This is a genomic window from Streptomyces sp. NPDC037013 (genome assembly GCF_055607265.1).
The window spans coordinates 306,972-323,547 of record NZ_JBVJRV010000006.1 but is presented as its reverse complement, the minus strand read 5'-3'; the positions used below and the strand labels follow the sequence as shown (position 1 = coordinate 323,547).

The window sequence follows — 16,576 nt, the reverse complement described above, 5'->3', positions numbered from 1 at the left end:
TCACTTGCCCTCCCCGCTCGCGGGGGCGTCCGCGAACGACGCCTGGTAGGCGGCGAACTGGGCGCGCTCCTCGTCGACGAGCGCGTGCCCGTCCGCGTAGACATTCTCGAAGATCGCCATCAGGTCCGGATCCGGCATCGCCCGCACCACCTCTCGCACTCGCTTGCCCAACGCTTCGCTCTCGTCGTCGAGTTCCGCGAAAAATCCCTCATCCGCGTGACCCTCGGACTCCAGGTACGCCCGCAGGCGCAGGATCGGGTCCTTGGCCTCCCAGGCCTCCCGCTCCTCGTCCCTGCGGTACTTGGTGGGGTCGTCGGAGGTGGTGTGCGCGCCCATGCGGTACGTGAACGCCTCGATCAGCGCCGGGCCTTCACCCGCGCGGGCCCGCTCGAGCGCCCACTTGGTGACGGCGAGGACGGCGAGCACGTCGTTGCCGTCGACGCGGACACCGGGGAAGCCGAAGCCCTGCGCGCGCTGGTAGAGCGGCACGCGGGTCTGCTTCTCGGTGGGCTCGGAGATCGCCCACTGGTTGTTCTGGCAGAAGAACACGACCGGGGAGTTGTAGACCGCGGAGAACGTGAACGCCTCGGCCACGTCGCCCTGGCTGGACGCGCCGTCCCCGAAGTACGCGATCACGGCCGAGTCGGCACCGTCCTTGGCGACGCCCATGGCGTAACCGGTGGCGTGCAGCGTCTGCGAGCCGATGACGATCGTGTACAGGTGGAAGTTGTTGCTGTTCGGGTCCCAGCCGCCGTTGTTCACGCCGCGGAACATGCCGAGCAGGTTCGTCGGGTCGACGCCGCGGCACCAGGCGACGCCGTGCTCGCGGTACGTGGGGAACACGTAGTCGTCGTCGCGGGTGGCCCGCCCGGAGCCGATCTGGGCCGCCTCCTGGCCGAGCAGCGACGCCCACAGGCCCAGTTCGCCCTGGCGCTGCAGGGAGGTGGCTTCGGCGTCGAAGCGGCGGGTGAGGACCATGTCGCGGTAGAGCCCGCGCAGCTCCTCGGCGGTGATGTCGGCGACGTACCCCTCGTACACCGCGTTCTCCGCGTTCCTGACCCGCTTGCCCTCGGGGGTCAGGAGCTGTACGAGTTCGGGCTCCGTGCTTTTCTGCGGGGCGGCCTTTTTGGCGCTCGTGCGCTTGCCGCCGCCCGTACTGCTGCGGCGCGGTTTGCGCGCGGCGGTGCTCTCCACGGTCACGTGTGCTCCTCCGTCGGTCCGGCCCCCCGGGGTTACCGGGATGGCTGGGGTTCCCCCCTGCTCTTTGAGAGCTCGGGGGAGCGGCTCGCCTGGTCCGTGCCCGCGCACGGGGTGGGTGCGGCTCGGCCGGGAACAGGCGTGACAGGTGCCCCGGCGAGCGCCCTGCACAAAGCACGTTACCCAGTGCTTCCCAATTCTGTGAAACCCCATCTGACCTGCGAATTTGCTTGGATTTCCAAGTAAACGGCCCCTCGCGGGACTGCTCGGAAATCCGAGTAAATCGAGAAAGTCGGGAACACTTGCTGGTCACAGCACTGATCACAGCCTGGCAGGGGGCCGGAACACCGGCACGTTATCCCGGCCACCCCGGCGACGGGAAGGGTTCCGCCCGGGCACGGAAAGAGATCATGTGTGAGACTGGCTCCGTGCGCGAAGACGGAAAAATTACGGTATTTCTCCTGGACGATCATGAAGTGGTCCGGCGGGGAGTCCATGAGCTGCTGTCCGTGGAAGCCGACATCGAGGTCGTCGGCGAGGCGGGAACCGCGGCGGACGCCCTGGTCAGGATCCCCGCGACCCGGCCGGACGTGGCCGTGCTCGACGTGCGCCTGCCGGACGGCAGCGGGGTCGAGGTGTGCCGCGAGATCCGTTCGCAGAACGAGGACATCAAGTGCCTGATGCTCACCTCGTTCGCCGACGACGAGGCCCTCTTCGACGCGATCATGGCCGGCGCCTCCGGTTACGTCCTGAAGGCCATCCGGGGCAATGAGCTCCTGACCGCCGTACGGGACGTGGCGGCCGGCAAGTCCCTGCTCGACCCCGTGGCCACGGCCCGGGTCCTGGAGCGGCTGCGGGACGGCAACAACGCCAAGGGCGACGACCGTCTCGCCAACCTCACCGAGCAGGAGCGGAAGATCCTCGACCTGATCGGCGAGGGTCTCACCAACCGCGTGATCGGCGAGCGGCTGCACCTGGCCGAGAAGACGATCAAGAACTACGTCTCCAGCCTGCTCTCCAAGCTCGGCATGGAGCGGCGCTCGCAGGCGGCCGCGTACGTGGCGCGCATGCAGGCCGAGAAGCACTGACGAGGCCGACCGGGCACTGACGGGCCTCACGGGCCCGGCGGGTCGCTGACGAGGCGGGGCAGCACGCGGTTCAGGGACTTACGTCCTCACTTGGTGGGGGCGTGATCCCCTTTTCCGACACCCTGTCCGTGAACCATGGTGGTCCCATGCCCACCGACGAACAGCTCGCCTTCGAACTGCTCAGCCGCACCGACTACGGCCGGGTGGCGACCAGCATGCGCGCGCTGCCCTTCCTCGCGGCCGCCCGTCACATCGTGGTGGACGGAAAGATCCTGCTGCGCATGCACAAGGGCTACGGCTACCACCGGGCCTGTGTCGGCGGCGTCGTCGCGTACGGCGCCGACAACCTCGACGTCACCGGCGCGCGCGACGTCCAGTGGACCGTCCAGTTCGTCGGTCTCTGCGACCGGATCGAACCGACCAACGCGCAGCTCGAACTCTTCGGTCCCGGCCCGCACTTCGCGGACGGCGACCTCTTCGACCCGGTCTACCTGCGCATAGAGCCGCAGTTCAGCACGGTCCACACCCTGCGAGGGGGCCACGACCGCCTGCTCCAGCAGGTGCGGTAGCTCCGCCAGGTGCCCCGGACGGCGGGGTGCCGTGCCCCCGGGACGGCGGGGTCAGAGCCCCTCGCCGCCCTCGCCGCCGCCGTTGCCGCCGCCGCCGTCGTCCTCGCCCGGATCCGTCGGGTCGCCCGTGGGCGCCGTCGGCTCGTTGGTCGGCTCCGTCGGGTCCCCGGTGGGAGTCGTCGGGTCCTGGGTGGGCTGCGTCGGGTCCTTCGTCGGCTGGGTCGGGTTGTTCGTCGGCCCGGTCGGTCCCGTCGGCTGGTTGGTCGGCGGGTCGTAGTCCGTCTGGCCGCCGGGGTCCGTGCCGGGGTCCGTCTCCTCGTCCGTCGTCTCGTCGTCCGCGCTCTTGCTCGGCTCCTTGGGCTGCGAGTGCTTCGTCGCGGGAGTCTTCGGCGGGTCCTTGTGGTCCTTCTTGTCGCTCGCGGTCAGCGCGAAGGCGACGCCCACCGCGATCGCGATGATCGCGAGCACGGCGAAGATCCACATCCGGCCACGGCCGGACTTGCCGCCCTGGTGACCGCCCTCGAAGCCGCCGTCGTCGCCCGGCGGACGCAGCATGGGGCTCGGGATCTGCGCGGTCCCGGAGTCCGGGTGCGCCATCGCGGCGGTGCCGGCGACGCCCATGGCCGGGGTGCTGCCGCCCTCGTGCGCCTCCACGGGTCCGGTGTTCCAGGTCCCCGTGTGGCTGCCCTGCTCGTGCAGCATCTGCAGCCCGTACTGGACGAGGCCGCGCATCTCCTCGGCCGTCTGGAACCGGTCGTCCGGGTCCTTGGCGAGGGAGCGCATGACGAGGCCGTCCAGCTCCGGCGGGGCCGCGTCCGAGACCTCGGAGGGCGGCACGGCCTGGTCCTGGACGTGCTGGTAGACCACCGAGAGCGGCGTCTCACCGGTGAACGGGGGCCGCAGCGCGAGCAGTTCGTAGAGGAGACAGCCGGTCGCGTACAGGTCGGAGCGGTGGTCGACGGCCTTGCCGAGCGCCTGCTCCGGCGAGAGGTACTGGGGCGTGCCCATGACCATGCCGGTCTGGGTCATCGTCGACTGCGCGCCGTGCAGGGCGCGCGCGATGCCGAAGTCCATCACCTTCACCGCGCCGGTGTTGGTGATGATCACGTTCGCGGGCTTGATGTCCCGGTGCACGATGCCGTGCTGGTGCGAATAGGCCAGGGCCTCCAGCACACCGGAGACGATGATCAGGGCCTGCTCGGGACCGGGCGCCTCCGCGTTGAGCAGCAGATCGCGGATGGTCCGGCCCTCGACGATCTCCATGACGATGTAGGGGACGACGTTCGGCCCGACGACGTCTTCACCGGAGTCGTACACCGCGACCACGGCGTGGTGGTTCAGCCCCGCCACGGACTGTGCCTCGCGCGTGAAACGGGCCTTGGAGACCGGGTCCTCGGCGAGGTCGGAGCGGAGCAGCTTGACCGCGACGGTGCGGCCGAGACGTACGTCCTCGGCGGCGAACACCTCGGCCATGCCGCCCCTGCCGAGTCTGTGGGTCAGCCGGTACCGGCCGTCGCCGACGAGCCCGCCGTTCCCCCACAATTCAGGCGCGTCCGACATTCCGCCGCCAGACGCCTCGGGGTCGGACGGGCCCTGAGCGCGCTGCGTCTGTGCCATCAGTCCTCGCCGTCGTTTCTGGTCGTGGTACTTGGTACTGAGTACGTCGCGGTACGGGGTACTCCGTCGGGCCACGCTACAGCCTTCACGCCACCCGCCGGTTCGAGGTGGACCGGTCATCAAAGCCGCCACGGGGTCCCGTGCGCAAACTTGTAACGCTTCCGAGACGCTTCTTGCGCGTACGGTCACGGAACGGGCACCGAGCTTGACGCGTCATCGTCCTCGGGCAGACTTGGCCTGGAATAAGCGGTACATCGATCACCAGCCGCGGAGCCGTCCGGCAGCCGCGCCGATGGGGGACGCACGAGATGAGCAGCCAGGACGGCGCACAGGGGCGGTACGCGGGGCGTTCGCTGGCCGGTGGCCGCTACCAACTGCGTGATCTGCTCGGCGAGGGCGGCATGGCGTCGGTGCACCTCGCCTACGACACCGTGCTCGACCGCCAGGTCGCCATCAAGACGCTCCACACCGAACTCGGCCGCGAACAGTCCTTCCGCGAGCGCTTCCGCCGCGAGGCCCAGTCGGTGGCGAAGCTCACGCACACGAACATCGTGTCGGTCTTCGACACCGGCGAGGACGAGCTGGACGGCACGACGATGCCGTACATCGTCATGGAGTACGTCGAGGGCAAGCCGCTCGGCTCCGTGCTCGACGTCTCCGTCACGCAGTTCGGCGCGATGCCGACCGACCAGGCGCTGAAGATCACCGCCGATGTCCTCGCGGCCCTGGAGATCAGCCACGAGATGGGCCTTGTCCACCGCGACATCAAGCCCGGCAACGTCATGATGACCAAGCGCAACGTCGTCAAGGTCATGGACTTCGGCATCGCCCGCGCCATGCAGTCCGGCGTCACCTCCATGACCCAGACCGGCATGGTGGTCGGCACCCCGCAGTACCTCTCCCCGGAGCAGGCCCTCGGCCGCGGCGTCGACGCGCGCTCGGACCTCTACTCCGTCGGCATCATGCTCTTCCAGCTGGTCACCGGCCGGCTGCCGTTCGAGGCGGACTCGCCGCTCGCCATCGCGTACGCGCACGTCCAGGAGGAGCCGGTCGCCCCCTCCTCGATCAACCGTTCGCTGCCGCCGGCCGTCGACGCGATCGTCGCCCGCGCGCTCAAGAAGAACCCGAACGAGCGTTTCCCGACCGCCGAGGCCATGCGCGACGAGTGCCTGCGCGTCGCCCAGTCCCTCCAGGCGGCGGCCCCCAGCATCGTGCCGGGCACGCAGGCCCCCAGCGGCGCCGGCGTCGGCTCCGCGGTCTTCCCGCCGGTCGACACGTCGATGCCGCAGAGCGGGCACGTCCAGACCCCGTACCAGCCGGGTCCGTACGGCCCCGGCACCCCGGCCCCCACGCCCGCGCCCACCCCGGGCTACGGCTACCCGCAGGCCGGATACCAGACCCCGGCGCCCACCAACGCGTACGCGCCGCAGCAAGGGGCGCACACCCCGCCGCCGTACAACCTCTCGCCGCAGCCCGCCACGACGGCCTCCCCGGGCGGCCCGGGCGGGGGCAAGCGGCGGAACATGCCGATGATCGTCGGCTCGATCGTCGTCGCGCTGCTCGCCATCGGCGGCCTGGTCGCCGCGGTCTCCCTCAGCGGCGACGACGGCAAGGAGGCGGGCGGCGACAAGTCGAAGCAGCCGGTCGCCGGGCACAAGGGTCCGAATCACAACATGACGATCGAGACCGAGAAGTGCACGGAACCCGAAGAGGGTTACAACGACGAGAACAAGATCAAGGTCCCGGACTTCACCTTCCGCGACTGGAAGTCGGTCCTGTCCTGCCTCCAGGCAGCCGGCTGGGGCTACGACAAGCGCAAGGTCGACGAGAACGCCTACGGGGAGGACACCGTCATGCGGCAGTCCCCCAAGGAGGGCACGGAGGTCGACCCGAAGCACCTGGAGATCCAGTTCGACATCTCCACGGGCAACCCGGCCTGACGGCGCTGGCCCCGGCGGCGCGGGGCCGCGGGCTTACGCGAGAGGCGCGGTACGCGGTGTGCGTACCGCGCCTCTCGGCGTCCAGGGGTGAGGACTAGAGGTAAGGGCCTCCCGTGCGGCCGGCCAGGCCGCCGCCGTCTTCCTCCTCGCCGCCCGCCGCGCCGGGCGGCAGCGCCCGCCGCATCTGCTCCAGCTGGGCCCGCGCCGCCATCTGCTGCGCGAACAGAGTCGTCTGGATCCCGTGGAAGAGACCTTCGAGCCAGCCGACCAACTGGGCCTGCGCGATGCGCAGTTCCGCGTCGCTGGGCGTCGCCTCCTCCGTGAAGGGGAGGGAGAGCCGCTCCAGCTCCTCGACGAGCTCGGGAGCGAGCCCGTCCTCGAGCTCCTTGACGGAGCTCGCGTGGATCTCCTTCAGGCGCACCCGGCTCGCCTCGTCGAGAGGAGCCGCCCGCACCTCCTCCAGGAGCTGCTTGATCATGCTGCCGATGCGCATGACCTTGGCCGGCTGTTCGACCATCTCCGTCACCGGAACCTCGCGGGATTCGTCGTCTCCGCCGCCACCGAGAGCCATTCCGTCCTGGCCCACGACCAGGACATGGGGGCTCTCCGGCGACCGTTCGTTCCTCGGCATCTCCATGCCGCCATTCTCTCGCACGCGTCCATCACACATCGGTGGTGCCCCCGTACGCGACTGATCCACCCTCAGGCGCGGCGCAACCGCAGCCCGAGAAAACCCAGACCGAGGCCGATGAGGACCAGGCCGGCACCGAGGGGCAGGACGCGCGGGGTGGGCAGGACACGCCCGGCCGGGGTCCCGTCCGTGGGCCGGAACGCGGTGTCCCGGTGCGCGGTGTCCCGGTGCGCGGCGGGGGCCCGCTCGGGCGGGTCCGGGGGCCGGTGGGGCGTCGTCGGCTCCGGGGCCTCGGGCAGGGCGGGCCGGGCGGGCAGCGCCGGGAGTACGGGCAGCTCGGGCGGCTCGGGGAGGGGCGGCTGGGCCCGGCCGGGCCGCTCTCGGCCTTCACCCGCACGGCTGCCCGCGCGGGAGGTCTCGTCGACGGTGGTGACCGCGCGGCCCGGCGGGGGACCGGCCGCCGCGTACGAGACGAGGCCGGGCGCCACCGCCGCGAGGACCGCGAGCAGCACACCCGCCACGAGGAGCAGGCGCCGTCCCGCCACCCGGGAAACGTCCACCGCGCCGACCCCCTCCCGCTACCGGACACCAAGACCAAGAAGGCTCGCCACGCCGGTGACCAGCCTCACATGACGGGAGGTATCCGGCATCTTGGTGGCGGTGGGGGGAGGGGGGTCGGGCGAGGGTCGGGAACGGGGTGCGGGGCCCGGGGCGCGGGGGCGTGCGGGTTACGCCGGGGCGTCGTCCCGCGTCAGGAGCACCTTCCCGATGTGGCTGCTCTCCTCCAGGACGCGGTGGGCCGTCGCGGCGTCGCGCATCGGCACCGTCCGGTCCACGATGGGCCGTACGTGTCCCCCGCCGATCAGCGGCCATACGTGCTCCCGTACGGCCGCGACGATCGAGGCCTTCTCGGCGGCGGGGCGGCCGCGCAGCGAGGTGGCGGTGACGGCCGCCCGCTTGGTGAGCAGCGCGCCGATGTTCAGCTCGCCCTTGGCGCCGCCCTGCATGCCGATGATGGCGAGGCGGCCGTTGACCGCGAGGGCCTTGATGTTCCGGTCCAGGTACTTCGCGCCCATGTTGTCGAGGATGACGTCCGCGCCCGCCCCGTCCGTGGCGCGCCCGATCTCCTCGACGAAGTCCTGCTCGCGGTAGTTGATGAGGACGTCCGCCCCCAGCTCCCCGCAGAACGCCAGCTTCTCCTTGCTGCCCGCCGTGACGGCGACCTTCGCGCCGACCGCCTTGGCGAGCTGGATCGCCATGGTGCCGATGCCGCTCGAACCGCCGTGCGCGAGCAGTGTCTCGCCGGGACGGAGGTGAGAAATCATGAACACGTTCGACCACACGGTCGAGGTCACCTCGGGCAGCGCGGCCGCCGTGACGAGGTCGACGCCCTCGGGCACGGGCAGCAGCTGGCCCGCCGGCACGACGACCTGCTCCGCGTAGCCGCCGCCGGAGAGCAGCGCGCAGACCTCGTCCCCGACCGCCCAGCCGGAGACGCCGGGGCCGAGCGCGGTGATCCTGCCCGAGCACTCGAGGCCGGGGTAGGGGGATGCGCCGGGCGGCGGGTTGTAGAAGCCCTGGCGCTGCAGCAGATCGGCGCGGTTCACGGCGCTTGCCACCACCTCGACGAGCACCTCGCCCTCGCCGGGCACGGGATCGGGGACCTCGGCCCATACGAGCGCTTCGGGGCCGCCGGGTTCGGGGATCGTGATCGCATACATGCTCGCGAGGCTACTCGCGTCATCCGGCCCGCACCTGTCCCCACGGGACACGGCCGGGCACCGGGCTTGGCACCGGGCCGGGCACGGCCGCGCGGTACGGCTGCCCGGTACGGGGTCTTGGGGCGGGCAGCCCGTGGGCGTCGCCCCGCCTGGGCCGGCCCCCGACAGCCCCCTGCGGACCCTGTCTCAGTTGGGCGGCAACGGCCTCAGGTCCGGTGCCACGGACGTCCCCGGTGACGCCCGGATGATCGTGATCAGCCGGTCCGTCAGCTGGAGCTTCCCCACGGCCGGGTCGTCGTAGCCGAGCACCCGATGCCCGCGTACGACACTCACGACCAGGTCCTCCGTCTCGCGCGCACCCAGCCCCACCTCGGCCTTTATCACCGGCCGTTCGACGATGTCGAGGCCGCTGCCCTGCTGGATCAGGTCCTCCATGACCATGCCCGCGCTCGGGCTGAGCACGGAGAGACCGAGCAGCCGGCCCGCCGCGCTGGCGCTGGTGATGACGGCGTCGGCGCCGGACTGCCGGAGCAGCGGCGCGTTCTCCTCCTCGCGCACCGCGGCGACGATCTTCGCCCCGCGGTTCAACTGCCGTGCGGTCAGGGTCACCAGGACCGCCGTGTCGTCGCGCTGCGTCGCGATGATGATCTGCCGGGCCCGCTGCACCTCGGCCCGGAGCAGCACATCGCTGCGCGTCGCGTCGCCGATGACGCCCGCGAACCCCTCCGCGGTCGCCGCGTCGATGACCTTGGCGCTGGGATCGACCACGACGATCTGCTCCGGCTTCAGGCCGGTCGCGCAGACGGTCTGGATCGCCGAACGGCCCTTGGTGCCGAATCCGACGACAACAGTGTGTTCACGCAAGTTGGACCTCCAGCGGGACAGACGCCATTCCTCGCGCGTCCGTTCCGTGAGCACTTCGAGGGTCGTGCCGACCAGGATGATCAGGAAGAGCACGCGCAGCGGCGTGATCAGGAGGATGTTGGTGAGCCTGGCGCTGTCGCTGTACGGGACGATGTCGCCGTAACCCGTGGTGGAGAGCGTGACCGTCGCGTAGTACGCGGCGTCGAGGAAGTCGACGCGGGTGTCCGAGTTGTCGTGGTACCCGTCGCGGTCGAGCCAGACTATGAACGTCGTCAGGGCGAGGACCAGCAGGGCCATCGCGAGACGGCGGGTGACCTGCCGCAGCGGCCGTTCGACCTTGCGTCGGGGCAGTTCGATCCGGTGGGTCGCGTGCTGTTCTTCGGGGTGGCGCGCCATCGCGTCGTGCCCGGGAAGTTTCACGTGAAACACTCCTCGCCGTACGACCCCAGCCCCGTGCCGGTGCCCACGTCCGGGACCGCCCACGGCAGGTCGAGGACCTCCACTTCCTGCCCCTCCCTCGCCCCACCGGGCGGCACGACCGCGAGCCCGTCGGCCGCCGCGACACCGCGCAGCATCGCCGGGCCATTGAAGCGCAACGGCACGGCCCGGTCGGCGCGCAGGGTCACCGGAACGAGCCGGGTGTCGTGCGGGTGCCCGTGGACCGCGTCACGCAGCGGAGCGGTGTACGTCGAAGGGCCGCCGCATCCGGACGGGCGCCCGGAGACCCTGCGCAGCAGCGGCTCGGCCAGTGTCAGCAGCCCGGAGACGGCGGCGAGCGGGTTGCCCGGCAGTCCGACGAGGTGCTGTCCGGGCCGGATGCGGGCCAGCAGCATGGGGTGCCCGGGCCGTACGGCGACACCGTCCACGAGCAGTTCGGCACCCACCCTGGCCAGGGTCGGATGGACGTGGTCGACGGGGCCGGACGCGGTGCCGCCCGTCGTGACGATCAGGTCGGCGTCCGAACCGCTGATCGCCCGGTGGAGTGCTTCGGCGTCGTCACCGAGGCGCCGGACCGCCGTCACGTCGGCGCCCAGCGCGTGCAGCCAGGGCGGCAGCATCGGGCCGAGCGCGTCCCGGATGAGGCCCTCGCGGGGCAGCCCCTCCGTCAGCAACTCGTCGCCGAGGACGAGGACTTCGGCGCGGGGCCTGCGGATCACGGCCAGCGTGTCGTACCCGGCGGCCGCGGCCAGCCCCAGCACGGCGGGGGTCACCAGGGACCCGGCGGGCAGGAGGTGGTCGCCGGAGCGGCACTCCTGGCCGCGCGGCCGGATGTCCTGTCCGGTGATCACTTCGCGCCGAGCGTGCAGCCTGCCCTTGTCGTCGAGGGTGCCGTGCTCGCTGCGCAGCACGGCGGTGGCGTCCGGCGGGATACGGGCGCCCGTCGCGATGCGCACCGCCTCCCCGTCACTGAGCGCCTCCGGGGAGCCGTCCCCGGCGAGGATCCCGTCGGCCCGTACGTCCCAGGGGCCGGGGCCCGCCACGGCCCAGCCGTCCATCGCGGAGGTGTCGAAGGACGGCAGATCCGTGAGGGCCGCCAGGGGCGCGGCCAGGATCATGCCGAGGGTCTGGCCCAGGGGGGTCGGGACGGGCTCGGCCGCAGGACCGGGGGCGGCCCGCTCGGCGCGGGCGCGGGCGGTGGGCCAGGGGGTGATGTCGGGGTGGGTGTCGTCCTCGGGAGCCGCCGCGTTCCCGGTGCCGGCCGCCGTGCCTGGCCGGGCGGGCGGAGTAGGCGGCGTGGGCGGTGGTACGGGGGCGGAGGGGGTGCCGGGACCGGGGCTGGGGCCGGGGCTGGGGTTGGGGCTGGGGTTGGGGCTGGGGCCTGAGCTTGGGGCGGCGGCGTAGTGGTCGCCTCCGGGGCGGCCTTCTCGGGCGTCACATCCGTCCCGCCCACCTGGGCTGTCCCGGCTGACCTGCCCGTCTCGCCCGTCCCGGCTGCCCCGGCTGTCCCGGCTGCCCCGCCCGTCCCGGTCACCGTTCACCAGAGCGAGTGCCTCGTCGAGTTCGGCGTCCGGCACGGGTTGCCCGGTCACGGGGCGTCCGGTCGGGCGCCGGGGCTGGTGGCCGGTTTCGCGTCCGGCTGGTCCTCGTCCGCCCAGCGGGCGGCGAGCGCCGCGGCCTTGCGGGTGGCCTCGGCCACCGCCTCCGCGCCGTCGGCCGTTCCGCCCCGCGCGGCGGCCTGCGCCGCCGCGTACCCGACGAGGAACGTGGTCAGCGGTGCCGCCGGCCTGGCCACACCGTGCGCGGCATCGCGGGCGAGGTCGAGGAGGCCGGCGGTGTCGACATCGAGTTCGATGCCCAGCTCGTCCTTGACTGCGGAAATCCATTCGTCCAACACGTTCCCATGCTCCCTGATCCGCGCCCTGGCAGTGGCGATGTCGTCCCAGGTGTCGCAGTCGAAAGCCGCGACCGGGTCGGCGATCCTGGTGAGGTCGAGACGGGCGGTGAGCCGCCGCAGCGGCAGCCCGGTGAGCGTCCCGGGCCCGCCGGGGCCGCCGGTCGTGCCGAGCGCGTCGATCTCCCGGCGCAGCGAGGCCCGTCGATAGGCGGCGACAAGTGGCTGGTCACGGCCGTCGGGGTCGGTGAGCACCGCCCCGTCGCCGCCGCTCTCCCGCAGGGCGGCGAGGAGCCGGCGTACGGTCCGCTCGCCCAGGAATGGCAGGTCGGCCGAGAGCACCACGACGTGTTCCGCCGCGGTGTGGCGCAGCCCGGCGTCGAGCGCGGCCAACGGCCCGCCGCCCGCGGGCTCCTCGCGCGCCCACACGACGGGCCGCGCGGTCGGCCTCGGCGCGGCCACCACGACGGTGGTCCCCGCGCCGGAACAGCCCGCGAGGACCCGGTCGATCAGGGCCCGGCCGCCGACCCGCACCCCCGGCTTGTCCGCGCCGCCGAGCCGCGCGGCGCCGCCTCCGGCGAGCACGACGGCGTCGTACGGCACGACGGGCCCGGGCGGCACGTCCTCGTTCGTGGTCACCCACTGAGTATGGGTGTACGGAGGATCATTGCCACCCCCGCGAAGGGCCCTATGGACAAGGGACTTACGTCACCCGGTAGCCCCGAGGGGGGACAGCCCCGCCCGCTCGTTCCCTCACACCGTCCGGAGCAGCACCGAAGGCTGCTCGACGCAGTCCGCCACATACCGCAGGAAGCCTCCGGCGGTGCCGCCGTCGCACACCCGGTGGTCGAACGTGAGCGACAGCTGCACCACGTGCCGCACCGCCAACTCGCCCTGGTGCACCCATGGCTTGGGTACGATCCGGCCCACTCCGAGCATGGCCGCCTCGGGGTGGTTGATGATCGGCGTGGAGCCGTCGACCCCGAACACCCCGTAGTTGTTGAGGGTGAAGGTGCCGCCCGTGAGCTCCCCCGGCGTGAGCGAGCCCGCCCGCGCGGACTCCGTGAGCCGGATCAGCTCGGCGTTGATCGACTCGGTCGTACGGGCCTGGGTGTGCCGCACCACGGGGACGACCAGGCCGCGGTCGGTCTGCGCGGCGAATCCGAGGTGGATGTCGGCGTACTGCCGCACCTCACGCGCCGCCATGTCCACGGAGGAGTTGAGCAGCGGATACCGGGTCAGGGCCGCGACGGTGATGCGGGCGAGCAGGGCGAGCAGCGACACCTTCTGGGCGCCGTCCCGCTCCGTCGTCGCGGCGTTCATGGCCTTGCGGGCCGCGAGCAGTTCGGTCGCGTCGGCGTCGACCCAGCAGGTGGCCTCCGGTATCTCGCGCCGGCTGCGGGACATCTTGTCCGCGACCAGGCCCCGGATCCCGGTCAGCGGGTGGCGGGTGACGAGGCCGGCGTTCCGCGGTTCCCGGCCGGCGTCCGCCTGGTGGCGCGCGTCGGTCCGTCCGGCCCGGACCAGCTCGTCGTCCTCACGCGCCACGTACTCGACCGCACGCGTCCGCGCGTCGGTGGCATCCGCCCGGTCGGGTGCCCCGCTCCGGGCGGTGGCGTCCGTCGGGGCCGCCCCGATGGCGGACTCGACATCGGCCCGCGTGATCAGCCCCTCCGGGCCGGAGCCCGCGAGAGCGCGCAGATCCACGCCGTTCTCCCGGGCCAGTTTGCGTACGAGGGGGGAGATCACCGGGACGGGACCGTCCCCGCGCGCGGGTGCCGCGGCAGCCTGCTGCGCGCCATGGGACGCGGGCGGCGCGGCCGGCTCCTGCGGCGCGGGGCGCACGGGCCTGACCCTGCGGCGGCGCGCGGGGGCGGCCGCGGTGCCGTACCCGACGAGGACGTTCCCCGAGGACTCCTCGGCGGCGGTCTGCAGGGCCCGCTCGGCGGGCTCCTCGGGCGCCCGGGACCCGATCGGCCCCTGCGCCGAGCCGGTCTCGGGGACAGCCTCGGGACCGGTATCGGCGCGGGAGCCCACCGCGACCGTCAACAGCGGTGCGCCGACCGGCAGTTCGGTGCCCTCCTCGCCGAACCGGGCCGTCACCACGCCCCCGTAGGGGCACGGCACCTCGACCATCGCCTTGGCCGTCTCGACCTCGACGACCGGCTGGTCGACGGCCACGACGTCACCGACCTCGACGAGCCAGCGGACGACCTCGGCCTCCGTCAGCCCCTCTCCGAGGTCGGGGAGTTTGAATTCCAGGACCTCGGCCATCAGTTCTCCGCCTCCCACTGGAGCCGCGCGACGGCGTCCAGGATCCGGTCGACGCCCGGCAGGTGGTGCTTCTCCAGCATCGGCGGCGGATACGGGATGTCGAATCCCGCGACCCGCAGCACCGGCGCCTCCAGGTGGTGGAAGCACCGCTCCGTGACCCGAGCGGCGATCTCTCCGCCGGGTCCGCCGAAGCCGCCCGACTCGTGCACGACGACCGCCCGTCCCGTCCGCCGTACGGACGCGGCGACGGTCTCGTCGTCGAAGGGCACCAGCGAGCGCAGGTCGACGACCTCCAGGTCCCAGCCCTCGGCGCGGGCGGCCTCGGCCGCCTCCAGGCAGACGGGCACGGACGGGCCGTACGTGATGAGAGTGGCGCTGCGGCCGGTGCGCCGCACCACGGCGCTGCCTATCGGGTCCACGACCTGCGGGGCGTCCGGATTCCAGTCGGCCTTCGACCAGTACAGGCGCTTGGGCTCGAGGAAGACGACGGGGTCGTCGGAGGCGATGGAGGCGCGCAGCAGGCCGTAGGCGTCGGCGACCGTGGCCGGCGTGACGACGTGGAGGCCGGGCGTCGCCATGTAGTACGCCTCGGAGGAGTCGCTGTGGTGCTCGACGCCGCCGATGCCGCCGCCGTAGGGCACGCGCACGGTGATGGGCAGCGGCATCGCGCCCCGGGTGCGGTTCCGCATCCGCGCCACGTGGGAGATCAGCTGCTCGAAGGCGGGGTAGGCGAAGGCGTCGAACTGCATCTCGACGACCGGCCGCAGCCCGTACATCGCCATGCCGACGGCCGTCCCGAGGATGCCCGCCTCGGCCAGCGGCGTGTCCGTGCAGCGGTCCTCGCCGAACTCCTGGGCGAGCCCGTCGGTGACCCGGAAGACACCGCCGAGCGCCCCGACGTCCTCTCCGAGGACGTGCACGGAGGGGTCCTCGGCCATGGAGTCCCGCAGCGCGCGTCCGAGCGCCTGCGCCATGGTGGCCGGTTTGGTGGCCGGCTTCGCCGCGACCGTGGTCATCGCGCTTCCTCCTCGGCCTCTTCGGCGGCCACTTCAAGCTCGGCACGCAACTGCGCCGCCTGCTCCCGCAGTTGGGAGGTCTGCTCGGCGTACACGTGCGCGAAGAGGTCCATGGGGTCGAGGACGGCGTCCTGGTTCATGCGGGCGCGGAGGTCGGCGGCCATGGCCTCCGCGTCGCCCGCCTGCCGCTTCATGTCGTCGTCCAGGAGTCCGCGCTCCGTCAGCTCCCGCTCCAGGAGCAGGATCGGGTCGTGGTCGCGCCAGGCGTCCACGTCGGTGTCCCTGCGGTACCGCGTGGCGTCGTCGGCGTTCGTGTGGGCCTCCATGCGGTACGTGACGGCCTCGACGAGGGTCGGGCCGCCGCCCGCCCGCGCGCGGGAGACCGCTTCGCTCAGCACCTCATGCATGGCCACCGCGTCGTTGCCGTCCACCAGGCGGCCCGGCATGCCGTACCCCACGCCCTTGTGGGCCAGGGAGGGCGCCGCGGTCTGCTTGGCGAGCGGCACCGAGATGGCGAAGCCGTTGTTCTGCACGAGGAAGACCACGGGGGCCTGCCACACCGCGGCGAAGTTCAGTGCCTCGTGGAAGTCGCCCTCGCTGGTGCCGCCGTCGCCGACCATGGCGAGCGCGACCACGTCGTCGCCCTTGAGCCGGGCGGCGTGCGCGAGGCCCACGGCGTGCGGCAGCTGGGTGGCGAGGGGGGTGCTCAGCGGCGCTATGCGGTACTCGTGCGGGTCGTACCCGGTGTGCCAGTCGCCGCGCAGCAGCGTCAGGGCGCTCGCCGGGTCGAGGCCGCGGGCGACCACGGCGAGGGTGTCCCGGTAACTGGGAAAGAGCCAGTCCCGCTCCTCCAGGGCGAGCGCGGCCGCGATCTCGCAGGCCTCCTGCCCGGTGCTCGAGGGGTAGACCGCGAGCCTGCCCTGCTTCGTCAGGGCGGTCGCCTGGGTGTTGTAACGGCGTCCGCGCACCAGCTCCGCGTACAGACGGCGGAGCAGCCCCGGGTCGGCCTTCTCGGCGGCCGCGGTGCCGAGGACGCGGTAGGGCTCCGCGTCCGGCAGCAGCGGCGCGGGGTCGGTCCTGGGCTGCCAAGCGGGAGGCGGGCTGGGCCGGTAGGCGCCCCGCTGCTCCATGACCGTCATGACGGCACCTCCTGGGGGAAGCGGACTCCTCGTGGGAGCGGAAAAGAGGCGCGCCGAACGTGATGCGCCTCACCTACCGATTGTTCGGTCGCCGGCACATTTTGGCTACAGGCACCTCCAGGCTGTGGACAAACGGTTCTGCACAGCCTGGGATGGATGCAGTACGTCCATGGTAGGGAGGCGGGGGG

General features: G+C 72.4%; 14 protein-coding genes. 3 read left to right on the top strand and 11 right to left on the bottom strand.

Going from position 1 to position 16,576, the window contains the following annotated elements:
* Positions 1–1,200 carry a pyruvate dehydrogenase (acetyl-transferring) E1 component subunit alpha gene (gene pdhA, locus ACZ7DY_RS23690; protein ID WP_471138155.1) on the bottom strand — a complete coding sequence of 400 codons (1,200 nt, stop codon included), beginning with the start codon at positions 1,198–1,200 and terminating at the stop codon, positions 1–3.
* A gap of 425 nt (positions 1,201–1,625) precedes the next feature.
* Here pdhA (ACZ7DY_RS23690) and ACZ7DY_RS23685 point away from each other — a divergent pair, with 425 nt between their 5' ends.
* The gene (locus ACZ7DY_RS23685; protein WP_384829323.1) at positions 1,626–2,285 is read left to right on the top strand and encodes a response regulator; all 660 of its coding nucleotides are present in this window, start codon (positions 1,626–1,628) and stop codon (positions 2,283–2,285) included.
* Between the two features lie 146 nt (positions 2,286–2,431).
* The gene (locus ACZ7DY_RS23680) at positions 2,432–2,854 is read left to right on the top strand and encodes a pyridoxamine 5'-phosphate oxidase family protein (protein ID WP_471138153.1); all 423 of its coding nucleotides are present in this window, start codon (positions 2,432–2,434) and stop codon (positions 2,852–2,854) included.
* 51 nt (positions 2,855–2,905) lie between these two features.
* Here ACZ7DY_RS23680 and ACZ7DY_RS23675 read toward each other — a convergent pair whose 3' ends face one another.
* A complete protein-coding gene (locus tag ACZ7DY_RS23675; protein WP_471138152.1) occupies positions 2,906–4,471 on the bottom strand; it encodes a protein kinase domain-containing protein in 1,566 nt (521 codons plus the stop codon).
* A gap of 308 nt (positions 4,472–4,779) precedes the next feature.
* Between ACZ7DY_RS23675 and ACZ7DY_RS23670 the strand changes: the two genes are divergently transcribed.
* On the top strand, positions 4,780–6,411 hold the full coding sequence (locus ACZ7DY_RS23670) for a protein kinase domain-containing protein (RefSeq protein ID WP_471138151.1): 1,632 nt from the start codon (positions 4,780–4,782) through the stop codon (positions 6,409–6,411).
* Between the two features lie 94 nt (positions 6,412–6,505).
* Here ACZ7DY_RS23670 and ACZ7DY_RS23665 read toward each other — a convergent pair whose 3' ends face one another.
* The 9 genes from ACZ7DY_RS23665 to pdhA (ACZ7DY_RS23625) form a co-directional block, all read right to left on the bottom strand.
* Positions 6,506–7,048, bottom strand: coding sequence for a bacterial proteasome activator family protein (locus ACZ7DY_RS23665; protein WP_471138149.1), 543 nt, complete (start codon positions 7,046–7,048; stop codon positions 6,506–6,508).
* Positions 7,049–7,113: 65 nt separating this feature from the next.
* Positions 7,114–7,602, bottom strand: coding sequence for a hypothetical protein (locus ACZ7DY_RS23660; RefSeq protein WP_471138147.1), 489 nt, complete (start codon positions 7,600–7,602; stop codon positions 7,114–7,116).
* Between the two features lie 168 nt (positions 7,603–7,770).
* The gene (locus tag ACZ7DY_RS23655; protein ID WP_471138145.1) at positions 7,771–8,763 is read right to left on the bottom strand and encodes an NAD(P)H-quinone oxidoreductase; all 993 of its coding nucleotides are present in this window, start codon (positions 8,761–8,763) and stop codon (positions 7,771–7,773) included.
* 186 nt (positions 8,764–8,949) lie between these two features.
* On the bottom strand, positions 8,950–10,056 hold the full coding sequence (locus tag ACZ7DY_RS23650) for a potassium channel family protein (protein ID WP_471138143.1): 1,107 nt from the start codon (positions 10,054–10,056) through the stop codon (positions 8,950–8,952).
* Positions 10,044–11,657 carry a molybdopterin molybdotransferase MoeA gene (locus ACZ7DY_RS23645; protein ID WP_471138141.1) on the bottom strand — a complete coding sequence of 538 codons (1,614 nt, stop codon included), beginning with the start codon at positions 11,655–11,657 and terminating at the stop codon, positions 10,044–10,046. The genes ACZ7DY_RS23650 and ACZ7DY_RS23645 overlap by 13 nt, the downstream gene beginning before the upstream one ends.
* On the bottom strand, positions 11,654–12,598 hold the full coding sequence (locus tag ACZ7DY_RS23640) for an NTP transferase domain-containing protein (protein ID WP_471138139.1): 945 nt from the start codon (positions 12,596–12,598) through the stop codon (positions 11,654–11,656). The genes ACZ7DY_RS23645 and ACZ7DY_RS23640 overlap by 4 nt, the downstream gene beginning before the upstream one ends.
* Positions 12,599–12,712: 114 nt before the next feature.
* Positions 12,713–14,233, bottom strand: coding sequence for a dihydrolipoamide acetyltransferase family protein (locus tag ACZ7DY_RS23635; protein WP_471138137.1), 1,521 nt, complete (start codon positions 14,231–14,233; stop codon positions 12,713–12,715).
* Positions 14,233–15,249, bottom strand: a complete 1,017-nt coding sequence (locus tag ACZ7DY_RS23630) for an alpha-ketoacid dehydrogenase subunit beta (RefSeq protein ID WP_471138135.1) — start codon at positions 15,247–15,249, stop codon at positions 14,233–14,235. Before ACZ7DY_RS23630 ends, ACZ7DY_RS23635 begins: the two co-directional genes overlap by 1 nt.
* A complete protein-coding gene (pdhA, locus tag ACZ7DY_RS23625) occupies positions 15,246–16,388 on the bottom strand; it encodes a pyruvate dehydrogenase (acetyl-transferring) E1 component subunit alpha (RefSeq protein WP_471138133.1) in 1,143 nt (380 codons plus the stop codon). Before pdhA (ACZ7DY_RS23625) ends, ACZ7DY_RS23630 begins: the two co-directional genes overlap by 4 nt.
* Between the last annotated feature and the right edge of the window lie 188 nt (positions 16,389–16,576).

Coding starts and splice junctions, on each gene's coding strand:
- ACZ7DY_RS23680 (WP_471138153.1), top strand. CDS start 2,432: ATGCCCACCGACGAACAGCTCGCCTTCGAACTGCTCAGCCGCACCGAC.
- ACZ7DY_RS23675 (WP_471138152.1), bottom strand. CDS start 4,471: ATGGCACAGACGCAGCGCGCTCAGGGCCCGTCCGACCCCGAGGCGTCT.
- ACZ7DY_RS23670 (WP_471138151.1), top strand. CDS start 4,780: ATGAGCAGCCAGGACGGCGCACAGGGGCGGTACGCGGGGCGTTCGCTG.
- ACZ7DY_RS23665 (WP_471138149.1), bottom strand. CDS start 7,048: ATGGAGATGCCGAGGAACGAACGGTCGCCGGAGAGCCCCCATGTCCTG.
- ACZ7DY_RS23655 (WP_471138145.1), bottom strand. CDS start 8,763: ATGTATGCGATCACGATCCCCGAACCCGGCGGCCCCGAAGCGCTCGTA.
- ACZ7DY_RS23635 (WP_471138137.1), bottom strand. CDS start 14,233: ATGGCCGAGGTCCTGGAATTCAAACTCCCCGACCTCGGAGAGGGGCTG.
- ACZ7DY_RS23630 (WP_471138135.1), bottom strand. CDS start 15,249: ATGACCACGGTCGCGGCGAAGCCGGCCACCAAACCGGCCACCATGGCG.
- pdhA (WP_471138133.1), bottom strand. CDS start 16,388: ATGACGGTCATGGAGCAGCGGGGCGCCTACCGGCCCAGCCCGCCTCCC.